General features: G+C 61.3%; 16 protein-coding genes. 7 read left to right on the forward strand and 9 right to left on the reverse strand.

Annotated elements, in window-relative coordinates; translation table 11 throughout:
- Positions 1–143 precede the first annotated feature (143 nt).
- From AWB64_RS29835 to AWB64_RS29850, 4 genes are all read right to left on the reverse strand, one after another.
- Positions 144–569, reverse strand: a complete 426-nt coding sequence (locus AWB64_RS29835) for an ExbD/TolR family protein (RefSeq protein WP_060859019.1) — start codon at positions 567–569, stop codon at positions 144–146.
- Between the two features lie 40 nt (positions 570–609).
- Positions 610–1314 (reverse strand): MotA/TolQ/ExbB proton channel family protein, encoded by a 705-nt coding sequence (locus AWB64_RS29840; protein WP_060859020.1) that lies wholly within the window; start codon positions 1312–1314, stop codon positions 610–612.
- A gap of 34 nt (positions 1315–1348) precedes the next feature.
- Positions 1349–2146, reverse strand: a complete 798-nt coding sequence (dapB, locus tag AWB64_RS29845) for a 4-hydroxy-tetrahydrodipicolinate reductase (RefSeq protein WP_060859021.1) — start codon at positions 2144–2146, stop codon at positions 1349–1351.
- 190 nt (positions 2147–2336) lie between these two features.
- The gene (locus tag AWB64_RS29850) at positions 2337–3164 is read right to left on the reverse strand and encodes an outer membrane protein assembly factor BamE (protein ID WP_060859022.1); all 828 of its coding nucleotides are present in this window, start codon (positions 3162–3164) and stop codon (positions 2337–2339) included.
- Positions 3165–3365: 201 nt separating this feature from the next.
- Between AWB64_RS29850 and fur the strand changes: the two genes are divergently transcribed.
- Positions 3366–3794, forward strand: a complete 429-nt coding sequence (gene fur, locus AWB64_RS29855) for a ferric iron uptake transcriptional regulator (RefSeq protein WP_060859023.1) — start codon at positions 3366–3368, stop codon at positions 3792–3794.
- A gap of 112 nt (positions 3795–3906) precedes the next feature.
- Here the strand turns inward: fur and gap are convergent, their stop codons facing one another.
- Together gap and tkt are read right to left on the reverse strand one after the other, a co-directional pair.
- Entirely contained in the window at positions 3907–4917 is a 1011-nt protein-coding gene (gap, locus tag AWB64_RS29860; protein ID WP_060859024.1) for a type I glyceraldehyde-3-phosphate dehydrogenase, read from the reverse strand.
- A gap of 68 nt (positions 4918–4985) precedes the next feature.
- Positions 4986–7016: a transketolase gene (tkt, locus tag AWB64_RS29865; RefSeq protein WP_060859025.1), complete on the reverse strand. Its 2031-nt coding sequence runs from the start codon at positions 7014–7016 to the stop codon at positions 4986–4988.
- A 341-nt stretch (positions 7017–7357) separates the two neighbouring features.
- Here tkt and AWB64_RS29870 point away from each other — a divergent pair, with 341 nt between their 5' ends.
- Both AWB64_RS29870 and AWB64_RS29875 read left to right on the forward strand, forming a co-directional pair.
- Positions 7358–7771 carry a VOC family protein gene (locus AWB64_RS29870; protein ID WP_060859026.1) on the forward strand — a complete coding sequence of 138 codons (414 nt, stop codon included), beginning with the start codon at positions 7358–7360 and terminating at the stop codon, positions 7769–7771.
- Positions 7772–7843: 72 nt separating this feature from the next.
- On the forward strand, positions 7844–8581 hold the full coding sequence (locus AWB64_RS29875) for a 16S rRNA (uracil(1498)-N(3))-methyltransferase (RefSeq protein WP_060859027.1): 738 nt from the start codon (positions 7844–7846) through the stop codon (positions 8579–8581).
- Between the two features lie 98 nt (positions 8582–8679).
- Here the strand turns inward: AWB64_RS29875 and AWB64_RS29880 are convergent, their stop codons facing one another.
- The 3 genes from AWB64_RS29880 to AWB64_RS29890 all read right to left on the reverse strand — a co-directional run bounded on the left by AWB64_RS29880 (position 8680) and on the right by AWB64_RS29890 (position 12565).
- A complete protein-coding gene (locus AWB64_RS29880; protein ID WP_060859035.1) occupies positions 8680–9237 on the reverse strand; it encodes a barstar family protein in 558 nt (185 codons plus the stop codon).
- A gap of 5 nt (positions 9238–9242) precedes the next feature.
- Positions 9243–9770: a ribonuclease gene (locus AWB64_RS29885; RefSeq protein WP_060859028.1), complete on the reverse strand. Its 528-nt coding sequence runs from the start codon at positions 9768–9770 to the stop codon at positions 9243–9245.
- Between the two features lie 488 nt (positions 9771–10258).
- Positions 10259–12565 carry an NADP-dependent malic enzyme gene (locus tag AWB64_RS29890; RefSeq protein ID WP_060859029.1) on the reverse strand — a complete coding sequence of 769 codons (2307 nt, stop codon included), beginning with the start codon at positions 12563–12565 and terminating at the stop codon, positions 10259–10261.
- 258 nt (positions 12566–12823) lie between these two features.
- On the opposite strand from AWB64_RS29890, the gene thiL reads away from it, so the two are divergent.
- The 4 genes from thiL to AWB64_RS29910 all read left to right on the forward strand — a co-directional run bounded on the left by thiL (position 12824) and on the right by AWB64_RS29910 (position 18303).
- Positions 12824–13846, forward strand: coding sequence for a thiamine-phosphate kinase (gene thiL / locus AWB64_RS29895; protein WP_060859030.1), 1023 nt, complete (start codon positions 12824–12826; stop codon positions 13844–13846).
- Positions 13836–14372 (forward strand): phosphatidylglycerophosphatase A family protein, encoded by a 537-nt coding sequence (locus AWB64_RS29900; protein ID WP_208603337.1) that lies wholly within the window; start codon positions 13836–13838, stop codon positions 14370–14372. Before thiL ends, AWB64_RS29900 begins: the two co-directional genes overlap by 11 nt.
- 54 nt (positions 14373–14426) lie before the next feature.
- Complete coding sequence (locus tag AWB64_RS29905; protein ID WP_060859031.1) at positions 14427–14927, forward strand: CinA family protein; 501 nt, start codon at positions 14427–14429, stop codon at positions 14925–14927.
- Between the two features lie 70 nt (positions 14928–14997).
- Positions 14998–18303: a DEAD/DEAH box helicase gene (locus AWB64_RS29910; protein WP_060859032.1), complete on the forward strand. Its 3306-nt coding sequence runs from the start codon at positions 14998–15000 to the stop codon at positions 18301–18303.
- The last annotated feature ends 266 nt before the right edge of the window (positions 18304–18569 follow it).

The following is an 18569-nucleotide window of genomic DNA, read 5'->3' on the forward strand; positions in this document are numbered from 1 at the left end:
CTTCTTCAGCGTGGTTCCGTTACCCGCGGAGGCAATGGAGGCCGCCCGCGCGGCCAAAGCGCGATTATACCGTCGGGGCGAGCGGTTCTGGCGAGGCGTGCGGCCGGGCGGCGTGGCCACCGAAGCGGCCGAGGTTTGCCAGTCTAATGCCCTGGCTTCGCAGGCTCCGTCACGAAGCCGATCTTGCTCAAGCCCGCGCTTTGCGCCGCGCCCATCACGCGGGCAATCACGTCGTAATGCGTCGCTGCCGACGCCCTCAAATGAAGCTCCGGCTGCGTCGCCTTCTTGCCTTCCGCCGCGAATTGCGCCTGCATCTGCTCGAATGCAACCGGCTTGTCGTTCCAATAGAACTTGCCGGTGTCATCGATGGAAAGTGTGATCGTGTCCGGCGTCTCGCGTGCAACCTGTGACGCGACCTTGGGCAAATCCAGCCGGATTGCATGCGTGAACAACGGCGCTGTAATGATGAAGATAACCAGCAACACCAGCATCACGTCGATCAACGGCGTCATGTTGATCTCCGCCATGGGAGCGCCGTTCGATTTCTTGTCCAGTCCGCCGAAGGCCATGATGTATTCGTCCGGTGCGCGGTTTGCGCTTGGGGATTCGTTAAACCACGTGGTCCTGAATAACGGCGCTCTTGATCCGGCGTGGTGCAATGCCGTTCGTGTAAGCGTGCAGGTCGTGCGCAAAGCCGTCGAGTTCTTCGGATATCTGCCGCACCAGCCGCCCGAGCACGTTGTACGCAAGCACGGCGGGGATGGCGACGACCAACCCGAACGCGGTCATGATCAGCGCTTCTCCAACGGGGCCCGCGACGTTTTCGATCATGGCCTGCCCGCTCGCGGCAATGCTGCCGAGCGCGTGATAAATTCCCCAAACCGTGCCAAGCAGGCCCACGAACGGCGCCGTACTTCCCACCGACGCCAGCAGAACCTGCCCAAACTCAAGCCGCCGTTGTGACACCAGCAGCGCATGCCGCAACGCGCGCAACACACGCTCGCCGGGCTCGACATGCGCGATCAGCGCACCCGGCATTTCCGCTTCCGACGCACGCCACGCGGCAACCGCAAGCGGCAAGTACACGCGTTCCCGGTCGACTTTCCGCAACTCCGCTATGCCGTCCGAAAGCGTCGCCGCCTGCCAGAACCGCTGCACGGCGCGCGGCCCCTGGCGTTTCGCACGCACGAGAACCCAGGCCTTCACGATCAGGAAACACCAGCTCGCCACTGACATAACCAGCAGCACGCCCGCCACGCCATGCGTGATGCCGTCGCTGCTTTGCAAGTAATGGATGATGCCGGTGGTTGCCATTAATCGATGACCTTAGGAAATTCAGCGGCGCGGCTCAACGCAAGCCGAGCACGTCCTGCATGTCGAACATGCCGCGTTCGCGGCTGGCCAGGAAATGCGCGGCACGCAACGAACCCTGGGCGTACGACAAGCGGCTGGCGGATTTATGCGTGATCTCGACGCGCTCGCCAATGCCCGCGAACAGTACAGTGTGATCGCCGACAATGTCGCCGCCGCGAATCGCAGCAAAGCCAATGGTCGACGGATCGCGTTCGCCCGTCACGCCCTCGCGGCCATACACCGCGCACTCCTTCAGGTCACGGCCGAGCGCATGGGCAATCGTCTCGCCCATTGCAAGCGCGGTGCCCGAAGGCGCGTCGACCTTGTGCCGGTGATGCGCCTCGATGATCTCGATGTCGTAGCCTTTATCAAAGTGCTTTGCCGCGAATTCGAGCAGCTTGAGCGTCACGTTTACGCCCACGCTCATGTTCGCCGCAAATACGATCCCGATCTTCTCGCCAGCGGCGCTCAGTTGCGCTTTCTGCGCGTCACTGAAACCGGTCGTGCCGATCACCATCTTCACGCCATGCCGCAACGCGGCTTCCAGATGTAGAAGCGTGCCTTCCGGACGCGTGAAGTCGATCAGCAGGTCAGTTTCGGCAAGCACCCGTTCAATATCGTCCGTCAGGATCACGCCCGTGTGTTTACCGAGAAATGCGCCCGCGTCCTCGCCAAGCTGGGGCGACCCCGCGCGATCGAGCGCGCCGGACAAGGTTGCGTCCGGGTCATTGAGAACGGTTTCGATCAGCATGCGGCCCATGCGGCCCGATGCGCCGGCGATGGCGATTTTCATGGCGTGTCTCGCGTGATGAAGGCGTTGTATTGGCGTTTGTCGACTGCGTTGATACAGCAGAAAAACTCAGGCAGGAAAGCCGGGCAAGAAAGCAAGAAGCGTTGAAGCGGCGCATTGGCCTCTTGCGCGATAGTGCGAACAGCGAGAACGGCGGGACGGCCAGAAAACCAAACGGCGCCCGCCGTGCTGCTTAGTTGGTTTTCGTGGATGGCACGTAGAACGTTGCCTGACCGTCCGTGTTCGCCGGCGTGGGCGAGGTGCCCGCCGGGCCAACGGCGGCGCTGTTCGGAATGGTTACCGTCTGCGGACGCCGCTGCAACTGGATCTGCGAGTTGCCGCCTGCGCTGACGTTCGGCGGCAGGCTCGGATTGCCTGGCACGTTCGGCATGGCCGACGAGCGGGTCCGGCCAGTCGGCGCTTCCACGGCTGCCGTTGCGCGGTTGGCGGCTTGCGCGGCTTGCTGGTTGGCGTCTCCGGCAAAAGCATTCGATGCATCCGGTTGCGTGCTCGGCTGGCCAGCCGGCGCTGAAACGGTTGCAGTCGCGGGCGTGGCAGGAACGCCGCTCGCACCCGCCGCGCTGGCCGCAACCGGCAGCGGCGCTGCAGGAATCTTGCGGCCCTTGTCGCCATCGATTTCAGCCAGCAACTCGAGATTCGACGGCAGATTTTCCCCGCCCGTCCAGTTCGCCACGCGGTCCCCGGCAAAATTCACCACGAAATCACGCTGCTGCACAACCGACGTGGAACCGCGCTTGAAATAGAAAATGTAATCCCACCGATCCGCGTGGAACATGTCCGCGAGCAACGGCGTGCCGAGCAGCGTCTTCACCTGATCGCGCGACATGCCGACCTGCATTTGCGCCGCGGCCTCAGCCGAAACGAAATTCCCCTGCACAACCGTGATCCGATACGGCGTAATGTGCTGCGCGATGCTCTGCGTGACGCTGTCGTAGGTGGAACACGCGGACAACCCGGCCAGGACGGTCATGGTGGCGGCAGCGATCAAAGTTCCGCGCATGCGACGGCTCTCCCGGCAATTCGATAAAGATTTTGGAAACATTTCACCCTTCATTTCACCCTTCGCCTGGCCCGTTGCCCATATGGGCGCAGGAAGTTTCGAAGTCTTTCGGAGATCGCGCCATTTCGTTCGGATGGTGACCGGAACGGTAAAAACGCATTACTATGAGAACCTTGAATTGTACTCTAGGGATGCCTAGCCATGACCAATCCCGCCGATCTCAAAAATATCGGGCTGAAGGCAACCTTGCCCAGGCTCAAGATCCTCGAGATTTTCCAGCATAGTCCGGTGCGCCACCTGACTGCAGAAGACGTGTATCGCAACCTGCTGCACGAGGAACTCGATATCGGTCTTGCAACCGTTTATCGCGTGCTTACGCAGTTCGAGCAAGCCGGCTTGCTGTCACGCAGCAACTTCGAATCCGGCAAGGCTGTGTTCGAGCTCAACGAAGGCTCGCATCATGATCACCTGGTGTGCCTGGATTGCGGTCTGGTTGAAGAATTCTTCGACGCCGAAATCGAAAGCCGCCAGCAAGATATCGCAAAAGAACGCGGTTTCAAGCTGCATGAACACGCGCTGGCACTATACGGCACATGCACGAAGGAACGGTGCCCGCATCGTAAAACCTGATTCTTGCCGCACGCGTAGCGTCGGAAAGCAAGAACAGCAAACAAGAAAGTCACAGAAACAGAAAGCCGCCGGTGTGCAAACCCCGGCGGCTTTTTTCTGTTTAATTCACAACTTACTTGGCATTGGCCAATGCCACGGCCGTGTCCAGCATGCGGTTCGAGAAACCCCATTCGTTGTCGTACCAGCTCGACACCTTCACCAGCCGGCCCGATACCTTCGTGAGCGTTGCATCGAATGTCGACGAAGCCGGGTTGTGATTGAAGTCGATGGACACCAGCGGCGCCGTGTTGTAACCCAGAATGCCCTTCAACGCGCCTTCCGACGCTTCCTTCATGATCGAGTTCACTTCGTCGACCGTTGTGTCGCGTGCGGCAATGAACGACAGATCCACAATCGACACGTTGATGGTCGGCACGCGAATCGCATAGCCATCGAGCTTGCCGTTCAGTTCCGGCAGTACAAGACCAACCGCGGATGCGGCGCCCGTCTTCGTCGGGATCTGGCTGTGCGTAGCCGAGCGCGCGCGGCGCAGGTCTTCGTGATACACGTCCGTCAGGACCTGGTCGTTCGTGTACGCGTGGATGGTCGTCATCAGGCCGTTCACCAGGCCAATCTTGTCGTTCAGCGGCTTGACGAGCGGCGCGAGACAGTTCGTCGTGCACGATGCGTTCGAGATCACTGTGTCCGATGCCTTCAGCACATGGTGATTCACGCCATAGACGATGGTTGCATCAACGTCCTTGCCGCCCGGCGCCGAAATGATCACCTTCTTCGCGCCGCCCTTGATGTGCGCGCTCGCCTTTTCCTTCGTGGTGAAGAAGCCCGTGCATTCCAGCACCACGTCCACGTTCAGCTCGCCCCACGGCAATTCAGCCGGGTTGCGATTGGCCAGCACGCGGATGCGGTCGCCGTTGACCACGAGGTAATCACCATCCACCGATACTTCGCCCGGGAACTTGCCGTGCGCCGTGTCGTACTGCGTCAGGTGCGCGTTCGTCTTGGCGTCGCCCAGATCGTTGATGGCGACGATTTCGATGTCGTGTTTCTTGCCGTTTTCGTACAAGGCGCGCAGCGTATTGCGGCCGATCCGGCCGTAGCCGTTGATTGCAACGCGAATCGTCATGGTCTATCTCCTGATGGCTGAAAAAAAGTTCCAGTTTGCCGCCGCCGGTGCGCTTGATGAGCGTCCGTTCAGCCCGCGAGCGCGGCTTTCGCCGTCTCCACGACATGCTCGACGGTAAAGCCGAAATACTTGAAAAGCTCGCCGGCGGGCGCGGATTCGCCAAACGAATCGATGCCCACCACGCCGCCTTCGAGACCCACATATTTACGCCAGAAATCGGTCACGCCGGCTTCGATCGCCACGCGCACGACGCCCTTCGGCAACACGCGCTCGCGATACCCGGCGTCCTGCTGGTCGAACACATTGGTACACGGCATGGACACGATCCGCGCGCCAATGCCTTCCTGCGCCAGCTTCTCGGCCGCCTTGAGGGCCAATTCGACTTCCGAGCCCGTGGCGATCAGGATGATCTTGCGCGCGGGGATGTCGTCGTTCCAGTCCCGTAGCACGTAGCCGCCCTTCGCGATGTTCGCGATCTGCACGTCATTGCGCGCCGAGAACAGCAGGTTCTGGCGCGTGAAGATCAACGCCGACGGTCCCTTGTAATCGATCGCTGACGTCCACGCCACGGCGGTCTCGACGGTATCCGCCGGACGCCACACGTGTAAGTGCGGAATCAGCCGCAAGCTCGATGTTTGTTCGACCGACTGGTGCGTCGGACCGTCTTCGCCCAGGCCAATGGAGTCGTGCGTGAACACGAAGATGGACGGCGCTTTCATCAGCGCGGCCACGCGCAGCGCGTTGCGGCTATAGTCGGAGAACGTGAGGAACGTGCCGCCAAACGGACGATAACCGCCATGCAGCACAATGCCGTTGATGGCCGCGCTCATGCCGAACTCGCGCACGCCGTAGTTGATGTGATTGCCCCATTGGATCTGGTTGGACGTCTCGCCGGCGCGCACCGCCTTAGAAGCCTTCCAGTTCGTCAGGTTCGAACCGGTCAGGTCGGCAGAACCGCCGAGCAGTTCCGGCAACGCGGCGGCAAGACCGTCAAGCGTCTGCTGCGAAGCCTTGCGCGTGGCAATGGTTTCGCCCTTCTGGTTCGCAGCTTCGATGATGTCCTTCGCGTCCTGCGTCCATTTGGCAGGCAACTCGCCCTTCATGCGGCGCACGAACTCGGCGGCTTCGGCTGAATGCTTCGCGCGATACGCGTCGAATTGCTTGTTCCACTCGGCTTCGGCACGGGCGCCCGCTTCTTTCGCGTCCCACGCGGCATAGACTTCCTGCGGGATCACGAAGGGTTCCCAGCTCCAGCCCATTCCCGCGCGTGCATCGGCGATTTCCTTCGGGCCCAGCGGCGCACCATGCGAATCGTGGCTGCCCTGCTTGGTCGGCGCGCCCTTGCCAATGGTCGTGCGGCAGCAGATCAGCGTTGGCTTGTCCGACTTTTTGGCTTGCGCGATGGCAGCGTCCACCGCATCGACGTTGTGACCGTCGACCGCGCGGATCACGTTCCAGCCGTACGCTTCGAAGCGCTTCGGGGTGTCGTCGTGAAACCAGTGTTCGACGTGGCCGTCGATGGAAATGCCGTTGTCGTCGTACAGCGCGATCAGCTTGTTGAGCTTGAGCGTCCCGGCAAACGAACAAGCTTCGTGCGAGATGCCTTCCATCATGCAGCCGTCGCCGAGGAATACGTACGTGTGATGGTCGACAATCTTCGCGCCGTCCTTGTTGAACTCGGCGGCAAGCAGCGCTTCAGCCAGCGCCATGCCGACCGCATTCGCCAGACCCTGCCCGAGCGGGCCTGTAGTGGTCTCCACGCCCGGCGTGATGCCGTATTCCGGATGGCCCGGCGTTTTCGAGTGCAGTTGGCGGAAATTCTTGAGTTCGTTGATCGGCAGGTCGTAGCCGGTCAGATGCAGGAGCGAATACAGCAACATGGAGCCATGACCGTTCGACAGGACAAAACGATCGCGATCGGCCCAGTGCGGATTAGCCGGATTGTGCTTCAGGTGGCGCGACCACAGTGCGACACCAATTTCAGCCATGCCCATTGGCATGCCCGGATGACCGGAATTGGCTTGCTGAACGGCGTCCATTGCCAGTGCGCGGATTGCGTTGGCCATCAGGGTGCTCTGGCTGGAAGTCGGAGATGTCATGTCGAGTCCGGTAGGTCCTGAAAAGATCCTGGGATGAATCTGGAAACGCACCGGGCGAACGACGAAACCGCGTTTTCAGCAACCGGAGCGACGAGAAACGAAGAGGATCGGAAGCCGGTCATTCTAGCAGACGACTTACAGGCATTGGCGCGACGAAGGGCGGCAGCCGCACGCAAAAAAACGGCGAAAATCGCGCGGCAAACCCATGCAGGAGACCGTCAGGCGCATGCGGGCACGCTCCCTGCATCCCGCTTGCGCGCACAGCACGGGTCCGCCGGGCGAGATGTCCCGAACTGCCATGGCACAATGCACGAACCAGCGAGCTCCGAGGAGATTTTGAAATGACCGACCCCCGCCCCGCCGACGTTCCATGGCTCACGCCGTATCTGACGGTTCGCGATGCTCGCGTCAGCACGGGGTTTTATGAGCAGGCGCTAGGATTCGCGGTGCGTGACAGCGTCCACGACGACGGCGCCGTGATCCATGTCGAGATGACGTATCGCGGGCAGTTGATCCTGATGTTCGCCCCGGAAGGCGCGTACGGGTCGCACGCCAAGACGCCGAAGAGCACGGGCTTGATGGCGCCGCAATCGTTCTATTTATACGTGGACGACGTCGACGCGACTTATGCCCGCGCCATCGCGGTCGGCGCCAAGGGGTTGATCGAACCGCAAGACCAGTATTGGGGCGACCGGTTTGCGCAATTCGAGGATCCGGATGGATACCGCTGGGCGATCGCCCGGCATTTGAACTGATCGCCGTCCTCCGTCCTCTACGCGGTTCCCCACCAGTCCCGCACGCCGGAATGCGTCCGGGCAAGCTACTTCATGCCACGTTTCTTTGTTACCGGCCCGCTTGTCGCGGGTGAAATCGCTCAGTTGCCGGAGGACGTCGTCCGGCACATCCACGTCTTGCGCCTGCAAATCAACGACGCCATCACACTTTTCAATGGCTCCGGCGGTGAGTACATCGCCCGGCTGCTGGAGATCGGCAAGCGCTCGGCGACCGTACAGATCGACGAATTCACGGAACGCGATGCGGAGCCGCCGTATCGCGTCACATTGGCGCAGGGCGTGGCGGGCGGCGACAAGATGGACTGGCTGATCGAAAAATCAGTGGAGTTAGGTGTCGCATCCATGATTCCGCTCATCGCCGAACGCGGTGTCGTGCGGCTCTCCGGCGAGCGCGCAACCCGCCGGCAAACCCACTGGCAAGCATTGGCGCGAGCCGCGTGCGAGCAATGCGGACGTAATCGCGTGCCAAATGTGACGCCGCCGCAGGACATGGATAAATGGCTGATTGGCCTGCCGCCCGCTCAGGAAGGCGAATTGCGCTTGTTGCTGTCGCCGCGCGCGGAACTGGACTTTGCATCACTTCCGGCTACGGCGCCCGCCGCGCCGGTCATTCTCGCAATCGGTCCCGAGGCCGGATTTGCGCCGTCGGAAGAAGCCGCTATCGTCGATGCCGGATTCGTTGCGCTCGGACTTGGACCTCGCGTGCTTCGCACGGAAACGGCTGGTATTGCCGTTCTGGCAGCGCTCGCGGCGCGTTGGGGCGGATGGTAATGGCGGTATCCGGGACCCGGAATGCAAAAAGCCGGTCAGCGCCTGTGTTAAAGAGGCGCCGGCCGGCTTCCCGCCAACGATGTCGAATCCTGCGTTGTTCAGGCGAACGAGTAAAACACCCTGAACGCCACGCGCCGTTCCGCCCAGAATTCAGCCGCTTCGCGGAACACATCCAGAAGGGTTTCGCGTCCTTCCTTGTCGAATTTCTGTGCCACCGGCAGCGCTTCCAGAACAATCACGAACCCAGGCTGCGAACCGGCCTTGTGCACAAGGTCCGTCAGGCTGTCATACAGCGCATCGTAATTTTTGCCGAAGTGCTTGGGAAACAAAAACGACGTTGCAATGGTTTCGAGCACTTCCTGCTTGCTCTGGGCCTGACCGCAGTACGCATACAGGAAATGCTGGCCAAGGTTGTTCGCTTCGTCGGCGAGATCCTGTACGCGAAAAGCGCGAATCGACTGCACGATATTTGATCGTACCGTCTTGAAAAGACTCATAGACCCCTCGTTCAATGATGACAGCGCCGCGCTCGGTTCGTCGTCGGGTCTCGTCTCGTCTGCCGTGCGGAGTCGCAAAACGCGCTGGAACATGTTGCCATCGCCGGCGAAAAGATCACCCGCGACACCGTTGTCGTGCGCGTAGATGTTGTCGCTCATGCTGTTCATCCCGAAGTTAATCCCGCAATGCGTTTAAAACTCACGTAATGGTCGTCGGTGTAAAAGCAGTTGTCGATCTGCCGACGGGGCCCGCCACATACGATCCGGCGTGCGCCGCGATCACGGGCGCGCGGCGTAGGAACGGTGTATTCGTGGTAGTAGCCGCGCGGATGCGGCGGCAGCATACGCTCGCGATTGCCAAACACAATGCCGTCTTTCTCGAACGGGAACGGTCCGCCAGCCTCGATCCGCCGCAACGTCACAATGGCCTGTTTCGGCAATTGCGCCGCGTCGACAGTTGTCCGCGACGACTCCAAACCCGCTGATGCGGCATCGCGGCTGGTATCTGCGCGCGGATCGCCTGGCGGCCTGTTCTTGTCTTGCAATGCGAGCGGCGACTGGGCCTGCGACGCAGTTGCGGGCTTGTCACGACCCGGGCTCTGCGAGTCCGGCGCGCTCTTGCCGCAGCCGCTCAGCACCACCAAAAGCGCCGTCACAAACCCACAAACCCATGCGCGCTTTACCAAACCCATCCCGCCTGAAGCCCCAAAAATTGACGACCATGAAAGACGTAAGGGTATCGCTAATGACAGCCGGAATCAATGTTGGTTCAGGCGATGCCCGTTTTTTAGTCAATTCTGCAGTCAACAACCCACGCTTCGCGCGCACTGCCGTTCAAAGGATTCAATTAATTTGGGGTCACATAAAAAATAGGATAAGACTGAGATATTTTTCACCTGAACGGGATAATAATTCACTCATGCGTGGCTTGGGGAACGGAGCTAGTGTCGCCTCTCTAGGGATGCTCCCACGGTCTTTGGCCGGCACCACTGCTATTTGGAGGAGAAAGCAAATCCCCTTGCGTGCCTCAAGCGTGCCGGATGTCCGGCACGCTTTTTTTCGTTTGGAAACCGCGGTTTCAAGATTCCGATCTCCCAATAAAAAAGGGATCGCATGACTTCGCGACCCCTTCCTCACCTATGTCAGCCCGCAAACTCCGCAGGCGTTGCGTTCATTCGCCTCAACGCGCAATAGCCGTCGCGTCCGCCACCAGCAACGCCGTCATATTGACAATCCGGCGAACCGTGGCCGAAGCCGTCAGCACGTGAACCGGCTGAGCCGCGCCCAGCAGGATCGGACCGATGGCAATGTTGTTGCCGGCTGCCGTCTTCAGCAAGTTGTACGAGATGTTGGCGGCATCTATGTTCGGGAGCACGAGCAGGTTCGCGTCGCCTTCCAGAGTCGATTCCGGCAGCACTTCCGCGCGCAGCCGTGCGTCCAGCGCCACGTCGCCGTGCATTTCGCCGTCCACGTCCAACTCAGGCGCGCGTTCTTTCAGCAATGCCAGCGTCTCGCGCATCTTGATGGCGGACGGCGCGTTGCTCGTGCCGAAGTTTGAATGCGAGAGCAGCGCGATCTTCGGCACAATCCCGAAGCGGCGCACTTCTTCCGCCGCCATGATTGTGATTTCACAGAGCTGCTCGGGTGTCGGGTCCACGTTCACGTGTGTATCGACAAGGAAAATCTGCCGGCCCGGCAACACCAGCGCATTCATGGCCGCGTAGACGCTGCAGCCCGCCTTCTTGCCAATCACCTGATCGACAAAATGGAGGTGCCGATGCGTCGTGCTGATCGTGCCGCAGATCATGCCGTCCGCTTCGCCCTTCTTCACCAGCATGGAGCCGATCAGCGTGGTGCGGCGGCGCATTTCAAGCTTCGCCATCTGCGCGCTGATGCCTTTTCTCGCCATCATGGTGTGATACGTCTGCCAGAAGTCGCGATAACGCGCGTCGTGATCGGTATCGACGACGGTGAAATCCACGCCCGGCGTCAAACGCAAGCCGTATTTCGCGATGCGCTGCGTGATCACCGCCGGACGGCCGATCAGAATCGGCTTGGCAATCTTCTCATCCACCGCGATCTGCACGGCGCGCAGCACGCGCTCTTCCTCGCCTTCGGCAAACACAATGCGCTTCTTGTCCGGCTCAACGCTGCGCGCGAGCTGGAACACGGGTTTCATGGTTGTGCCGCTGTGATACACAAATTGCTGCAGATGCTGCTCATACGCATCCATGTCTTCAATAGGACGCGTCGCCACGCCTGAGTCCATGGCGGCCTTGGCGACGGCCGGCGCGATCTTGACGATCAGGCGCGGATCGAAAGGCTTTGGAATCAGATACTCGGGACCGAACGACAGATCCTGAATGCCGTAGGCGGTCGCCACAATATCGCTTTGTTCCTGACGCGCCAGTTCCGCAATCGCGTTCACCGCGGCAATTTCCATTTCGCGCGTGATGGTGCTCGCGCCCGCATCCAGCGCTCCGCGGAAGATGAACGGGAAGCACAGTACGTTGTTGACCTGGTTCGGATAATCCGTACGGCCGGTGGCAAGCACTGCATCCGGGCGCACTTCGAGCGCCAGTTCCGGAAGGATTTCCGGCGTGGGATTGGCAAGCGCCAGAATCAGCGGCTTGGGCGCCATGTTCCTGACCATGTCCTGCTTGAGCACGCCGCCAGCGGACAGGCCGAGAAAGACGTCGGCCCCTTCGATCACATCTGCAAGCGTGCGCGCCGACGTTTCGCGCGCAAAACGGTCCTTGTCCGGGTCCATCAGTTCGACGCGGCCCTTGTAGACCACGCCGGCCAAGTCCGTCACGAAGATGTTCTCGAGCTTCATGCCGAGTTCCACCAGCAGGTCCAGACACGCGAGCGACGCGGCGCCCGCGCCCGAAGCCACCAGCTTCACGTCTTCGATCTTCTTGCCGACCACGACCAGACCATTGGTGATTGCGGCCGCAACCACGATGGCCGTACCGTGCTGGTCATCATGGAACACCGGGATTTTCATGCGCTTGCGGGCTTCGCGCTCGACAATGAAGCAGTCCGGCGCCTTGATGTCTTCGAGATTGATGCCGCCGAACGTGGGTTCGAGCGCGCAGATCACGTCGACGAGCTTCATGGGGTCCATCTCGTTCAACTCGATATCGAACACGTCGATGCCCGCGAACTTCTTGAACAGCACCGCCTTGCCTTCCATTACCGGCTTGGACGCAAGCGGGCCGATGTTGCCGAGCCCGAGCACCGCAGTGCCATTCGTCACCACGCCAACCAGATTGCTGCGGGCGGTGAAGCGCGCGGCGTTCAGCGGGTTCGCGACGATCTCCTCGCATGCGAACGCAACGCCCGGCGAGTACGCCAGCGCGAGGTCGCGCTGGTTGATCATCTGCTTGGTCGGCGCAATCGCGATTTTGCCGGGGGTGGGAAACTCGTGGTAATCAAGCGCGGCTTCGCGCAGTTTGGCTTTGGCGTTATCTGCTGGCGTTGTCATGAGGCGGCGGGCTTTAGGCAAGATTAGAATAGAAGTTCGAACGCATTGTAGCGCCAATCAAGGGCCGTCCAAGATGGCGATACCCGGAATTCAGGACACGTATCCCATTTGGACAAGGCTTCGCCGGGCATCGGAACGCACCTGCGTGTCAGCCGCTTGCGGCGCTAACCACGCAGCTAAACCCCTTTATTGAGATGAAACGCGCATGAACACGAGCGCATCGTCCCCAACTTTTTTCCTGATATTGCCGGACCGCCGATGCTCTCAGAGTTTTCCCTGATCGAACGATATTTCTCCAAGCCCGCGACCAGAGGCCGCACCCCGGCGGCGCAAAAGTCGGGTAAAGCGGCGAGCGCAACGCTCGGTATCGGCGATGATTGCGCGCTGCTCGCCCCGAAGCGCGGCCAGCAACTGGCGATCTCCACGGACATGCTCGTGTCGGGGCGCCATTTTTTCCCCGATGTTTCCCCGTTCGCGCTCGGGGCCAAGGCGCTCGCCGTGAACCTCTCGGATCTGGCCGCCATGGGCGCGGCACCGCGCGCGTTCACGCTCGCGCTTTCCATGCCGAAAGCGGAGGAAAGCTGGCTCCAGGCCTTCAGTGACGGCCTCTTCCACATGGCGAACGCGCACGGCTGCGAATTGATTGGCGGCGATACGACCGGCGGCCCGCACGTGAGCATCAGCATCACGGTATTCGGCGACGTTCCCGCCGCGCGCGCGCTGCGCCGCGACGGCGCGCGCGCGGGCGACGACATCTGGGTCTCCGGACGACTCGGCAACGCGCGCGCCGGGCTTGGCGTCTTGCGTAAAGAATGGTCGATCGAGGACGCCGCCAGCAAAGCCATCGCGATCAAGGCGCTCGAACAGCCGGAACCGCGCGTGGCGCTGGGCGTCGCGTTGCGCGGCGTGGCCCACGCTGCGCTGGATTTGTCCGATGGCCTTGCCGGCGACCTGCTGCATATATTGAAGCGCTCGAACATGCGCGCGGCCGTCGACGTGGATCTCGTGCCGCGCTCGGGCGTTATCGACGCGTTGCCCGCCGTGGCGCAGTTGCCTTGCATCCTTGCCGGCGGCGACGACTACGAACTGTGCTTCACCGCGCCCGTGGAGGCGCGTGCAAAAATCGAACGCCTCGGCGCGCGCCTGGGCATTCTCGTGACGCGCATCGGTACAATCGAGGGTCTCGCTGTTCCCACTGACACGCCCGCTATCGACTGGCGTAATCACGCCGGTCCCGTTTCCTTCACGGCCTCGGGCTACGACCACTTTCATGCAGACTGACCCGATCACCGAGACTCTCGACGACAAACCGCGTCCCAAGCCTTCGCGGCGCACCAGCGCGCGCTTCATGCTGTCGCATCCGCTGCATATCCTGTCGCTGGGCTTTGGCAGCGGCTTGTCGCCGGTTGCGCCCGGCACGGTCGGGACCTTGTTCGCGTGGGCGTCGTTCGTGGCGTTCAACCCGTACCTGACGGTCGCCGAATGGGCCGTGCTGATTGCGGTCGGCTTCGTGGCCGGCTGCTGGTTCTGCGGCTTCACGGCGAAGAAAATGGGCATCGAAGATCCGTCGCCCGTGGTATGGGACGAGATCGTCGCGTTCTGGCTGGTGCTGCTGCTCGTCACGCCGGCCACGTTCACCGGACAGTTGTGGGCGTTTATCGTGTTCCGTTTCTTCGATATGGTGAAGCCGCCGCCCATCCGCTATTTTGACCGCCGGTTAAAAGGCGGCTTCGGCATCATGTTCGACGACATTGCCGCGGCTTTTTTCTCGCTGCTCGTGATTGCGCTGTGGCGCATGACTGTCTGACACCCGGCTTACCGACGCTCCCTTTCCCTACGATCAGCCCCACGCGAGTTCCTCATGGCCACCGATAAAGTCGTTCACCAGCTCGCCATTCGCGCCGGCAACAAACTGCGTGACGAGCGCCTGATGCTCGCGACAGCGGAATCGTGCACGGGCGGCATGGTAGCCGCCGCCATGACCGATATTTCCGGCAGCAGCGCGTGGTTTGAACGCGGTTTCGTCACGTACTCGAATAACGCGAAAACGGAGATGATCGGCGTGCCGGCCGACATGATCGAGCGTCACGGCGCGGTGAGCGAACCCGTTGCCCGGGCCATGGCCGAAGGCGCGCTCCGCAACAGCCGGGCGCAGGTTTCGCTGTCCATTACCGGCGTCGCCGGTCCGGGCGGCGGCACGGAAACGAAACCTGTGGGCATGGTGTCGTTTGCGTGGAGCAACCGGCTGCATACAACGGTGGCGACACAGCTATTCAAGGGCGATCGCGAACAGGTTCGCACCCAGGCAGCCGCGCACGCATTGCGCGGCCTGCTGGAATTACTCGAACGAAGGGAACGGTGAACAAGCGGATGTGGGAAAGACAAGCTGAAGCTGCCAAACCCGGAACAGTCATGCGCGAGTGGATGCACTGATGCCGGAGTTTGCTTACGACACGGCCCAGATCATCAAATGGCTCGGCGCACATACCGTCGCCAAGGCGCGCGGGTATGTCGACGAAGTCAGGCATCTGCATTGGGACAACAACGTGCTGTGCGCCCAGGTCAAGGGCACTCAGCGCCAGCCTTATCGTGTCGAGGTGGTATTCAGCCACGACCGTGGCGCGCTCAAGGCGCACGGCCGGTGTTCGTGCCCGGTCGGATTGCACTGCAAGCATGCCGCCGCGGTGCTGCTTGCGACCGCCAGCGACAAACCCGTGGAACCCGACACGGTACGCGCCGAAGTCGCGGGCTGGCTGGAAGGATTCCGCTCGCGGTTTGCATCGACACGCACTACGGCCGCAAAAAAAACCGCCGAACCGAATGGCACGCTCGCGCTTGCTTACGTGCTCGGCATGTCGCGCGTCATGCGCGCCCCTGAAGTCGCGCTGCACAAGGTGCGTCTTGGCCCTGACGGTTCGCTTCAGAAGCTCGACCGGCCGTGGACCAATTTCGACGCGGCGCTCGTCAAACAGCCGAAGTTCGTGAGCGACGACGACCTGACGATCCTTCGGGCCCTGATCATTGGACGCACGCGCAACGACGTCGGCGGCTTCGCGCTGCACGGCGAAGAAGGCGCCGACCTCATGCAGCGGATGCTGGCGACCGGGCGCCTCTTCACGGCGACACCGTCGTCGCAGGATGTGGGTGAACCGCGCCGGCCATTGACCAGCGGCGAGGCGCGCCCGGGAAGCATAGAGTGGACGCCCGACGCGGATGACCGTGTGCGTCCAGTGCTGCAAACAGAGCCGGCATCGACGCTCGTCATCACCACCGAACCGCTCTGGTTCGCCGACGCGCAAACGCGCGAAGCCGGTATTGTCGACATGCCGCAGCCCGCGCGCCAACTGGTCGATTACCTGGCAATGCCGCCCATCTCGCTCGACGAAGCGCCGCTCGTCGGCGCAATGTTGCGCGAGGTTGCGTCCGACCTGCCGCCGCCGCCGGGGCATGAAGCGCTGACCGTGCATGTTGTCGATGTAGAACCCGTGCCTGTGCTCGTGCTCGACACGCAGCCCATCAGCGGCACATGGCGCCCGCGTGAGGAGCGCTCGGCGGCGAGCGTGCTGGATTTCGCGCTCCTGAGTTTCGATTACGACGGCCTCAGTGTCGATCCCACGCAGGCCACCACCATCATGCGTTCGGAGTCCGGCGACATGATCCAGGTGAAGCGCCGCCACGACGTGGAGACGCGCTATTCAAACCAGCTTTACGAACTCGGCTTTCGCAAGATTCCCGCGCACCAGCGTTTCGGCCCGAAACCCATTCCAACGGGCGTGCTCGGCTTGCCGGCATCGGCTGCGTGGGCGTTGTTCACCGGCGACGTGGTGCCCACGCTGCGCAACGAGGGCTGGCGCATTTCCATGTCGCCGGAATTCCGTTTCGATTTCATCGAGATCGACGATATCCAGGGCACTGCGCGCCACGGCACTGACGGCTGGTTCGACCTCGAACTCGGCATTGCCGTGGGGGACCGGAGCGTACGGCTCGAGCCGCTGCTCGCCGACCTGTTCCAGCGCGACCGGCGGTGGCTTGCTGGCGCTATCGATTCGATACCGGATGACGAAGGCATCGAGCTGAATACCGACAAAGGCGAGCGGCTGCGCCTGCGTGCGTCGCGGATCAAGCCGGTGGTGCGCGTCCTGATCGATCTCTTCGATACCCTTGGTACGCAACCGCTGCGCGTTTCCGAGAAGGACGCTGGCCGGCTGGAAGCGCTCGGTGACTCGGGCCGCTGGCAGTTTCACGGCGATGTATCCATTCGAGAACTCGCGCAGCGGTTGCAGGAAGGGCCCGGATTGCGTGACGTTCCGATCCCTCGCGGCCTGAATGCGGAACTCCGTGTTTATCAGCGTGAAGGGCTCAACTGGATGCAGTTTTTGCGCGAGCGCGATCTATCCGGCGTTCTCGCCGATGATATGGGCCTTGGCAAGACTGTGCAGACTCTGGCGCATATTCTGGTCGAAAAGGAATCGGGACGGCTGGACCGTCCGGCTCTGGTCGTGCTGCCAACAACGCTCGTTCATAACTGGCGCGAAGAAGCCAGGAAGTTTGCGCCCGCGCTGCGTGTGCTCGATCTTCACGGCCCGCAACGCAAGGATCGTTTCGATCAGATCAGCGAGCACGATCTTGTGCTGACCACGTATCCGCTGCTGTGGCGCGATCAGGCGATGCTTTCCATGCATGAATACCACTTGCTGATTCTTGACGAAGCGCAAACCGTGAAGAACGTGGCGACCAAGGCGGCGAAGGGGATTCGTGATTTGAGTGCGCGGCACCGGCTGTGTTTGACGGGTACGCCGCTTGAAAATCACTTGGGCGAATTGTGGGCGCAATTCGATTTTCTGCTGCCGGGTTTTCTTGGCACGCAAAAGGATTTCACCAAGCGCTGGCGCACGCCGATCGAGAAGTATGAAGACCCGGTGCGGCGCGATCTGCTTGTCCGGCGCATTCGGCCTTTCATGCTGCGTCGAAGAAAGGATGAAGTCGCGAAGGAATTGCCGCAGAAGACGACCATTGTGCGAACGGTGTCGCTTGAAGGTTCGCAGCGTGATTTGTACGAGACCGTGCGGATTGCGATGCAGGAAAAAGTGCGCATCGCAGTGGCCGATCAGGGTTTGGCGCGCAGTCATATTGTCGTGCTCGAGGCGTTGCTGAAGCTGCGCCAGGTGTGTTGCGATCCATCGCTCGTGAAGCTCACGCGGGCCAAGCGCGTGGAGGAATCGGCGAAGCTCGACTTGCTGCTTGATATGTTGCCGGAGTTGCTTGAAGAAGGGCGGCGCGTGCTGTTGTTTTCGCAGTTCACGGGGATGCTTGCGATCATTGCTGGCGCGCTCGATAAAGCCGGTTTGCCGTACGTGACGTTGACTGGCGATACGCGGGATCGCGTGACGCCGGTGAAGCGTTTTCAGGATGGTGAAGTGCCGTTGTTCCTGATCAGTTTGAAGGCGGGCGGAGTGGGTTTGAACCTGACTGCCGCCGATACGGTGATTCACTACGATCCGTGGTGGAATCCGGCGGCGGAGAACCAGGCGACGGACCGTGCGCATCGGTTGGGGCAGTTGAAGCCGGTGTTTGTGTACAAGCTGATCGTGGCGGGGAGTATTGAGGAACGCATCGTGGCCATGCAGGACCGGAAGGCCGCTCTCGCCGATAGTATTTTGCGTGAGGACGCAAAGGCCGGGGCCAAGTTCTCGGCGGAGGATATTGAGGCGTTGCTGGCCCCAATGCCACAGGGGTGATGTGTGTTTTTTGGACGCTTTTTAGCGCCCTGGGCGCGGGAGGGGTTTAGGTTTGTGGTGCTGGGGTTGTGCTGGGGCCTGCTTTTTGCGCATGCGCGCATTCCCTGTTCGTTGCTCCTTTTTAGCACTGTTGGCCACTGTCCGTGGCGGGACTTCATTTCTTTTTCCAACGGCGAAAAAGAAACGAAGGGCGCTTTCACACTCCAAGTGCAACAGCGGGGTCAATGACAATGCCGTGCTTGGCGCAGTTTTCAATAAAGACCTCA

Origin of the sequence: Caballeronia sordidicola (genome assembly GCF_001544455.2) — a bacterium.
GTDB classification, from domain to species: Bacteria; Pseudomonadota; Gammaproteobacteria; order Burkholderiales; family Burkholderiaceae; genus Caballeronia; species Caballeronia sordidicola.

Coding starts and splice junctions, on each gene's coding strand:
- tkt (WP_060859025.1), bottom strand. CDS start 7,016: ATGACATCTCCGACTTCCAGCCAGAGCACCCTGATGGCCAACGCAATC.
- AWB64_RS29890 (WP_060859029.1), bottom strand. CDS start 12,565: ATGACAACGCCAGCAGATAACGCCAAAGCCAAACTGCGCGAAGCCGCG.
- gap (WP_060859024.1), bottom strand. CDS start 4,917: ATGACGATTCGCGTTGCAATCAACGGCTACGGCCGGATCGGCCGCAAT.
- AWB64_RS29880 (WP_060859035.1), bottom strand. CDS start 9,237: ATGAGCGACAACATCTACGCGCACGACAACGGTGTCGCGGGTGATCTT.
- AWB64_RS29910 (WP_060859032.1), top strand. CDS start 14,998: ATGCCGGAGTTTGCTTACGACACGGCCCAGATCATCAAATGGCTCGGC.
- AWB64_RS29875 (WP_060859027.1), top strand. CDS start 7,844: ATGCCACGTTTCTTTGTTACCGGCCCGCTTGTCGCGGGTGAAATCGCT.
- AWB64_RS29870 (WP_060859026.1), top strand. CDS start 7,358: ATGACCGACCCCCGCCCCGCCGACGTTCCATGGCTCACGCCGTATCTG.
- AWB64_RS29885 (WP_060859028.1), bottom strand. CDS start 9,770: ATGGGTTTGGTAAAGCGCGCATGGGTTTGTGGGTTTGTGACGGCGCTT.
- AWB64_RS29900 (WP_208603337.1), top strand. CDS start 13,836: ATGCAGACTGACCCGATCACCGAGACTCTCGACGACAAACCGCGTCCC.
- AWB64_RS29905 (WP_060859031.1), top strand. CDS start 14,427: ATGGCCACCGATAAAGTCGTTCACCAGCTCGCCATTCGCGCCGGCAAC.
- AWB64_RS29840 (WP_060859020.1), bottom strand. CDS start 1,314: ATGGCAACCACCGGCATCATCCATTACTTGCAAAGCAGCGACGGCATC.
- dapB (WP_060859021.1), bottom strand. CDS start 2,146: ATGAAAATCGCCATCGCCGGCGCATCGGGCCGCATGGGCCGCATGCTG.
- AWB64_RS29850 (WP_060859022.1), bottom strand. CDS start 3,164: ATGCGCGGAACTTTGATCGCTGCCGCCACCATGACCGTCCTGGCCGGG.
- thiL (WP_060859030.1), top strand. CDS start 12,824: ATGCTCTCAGAGTTTTCCCTGATCGAACGATATTTCTCCAAGCCCGCG.
- AWB64_RS29835 (WP_060859019.1), bottom strand. CDS start 569: ATGGCCTTCGGCGGACTGGACAAGAAATCGAACGGCGCTCCCATGGCG.
- fur (WP_060859023.1), top strand. CDS start 3,366: ATGACCAATCCCGCCGATCTCAAAAATATCGGGCTGAAGGCAACCTTG.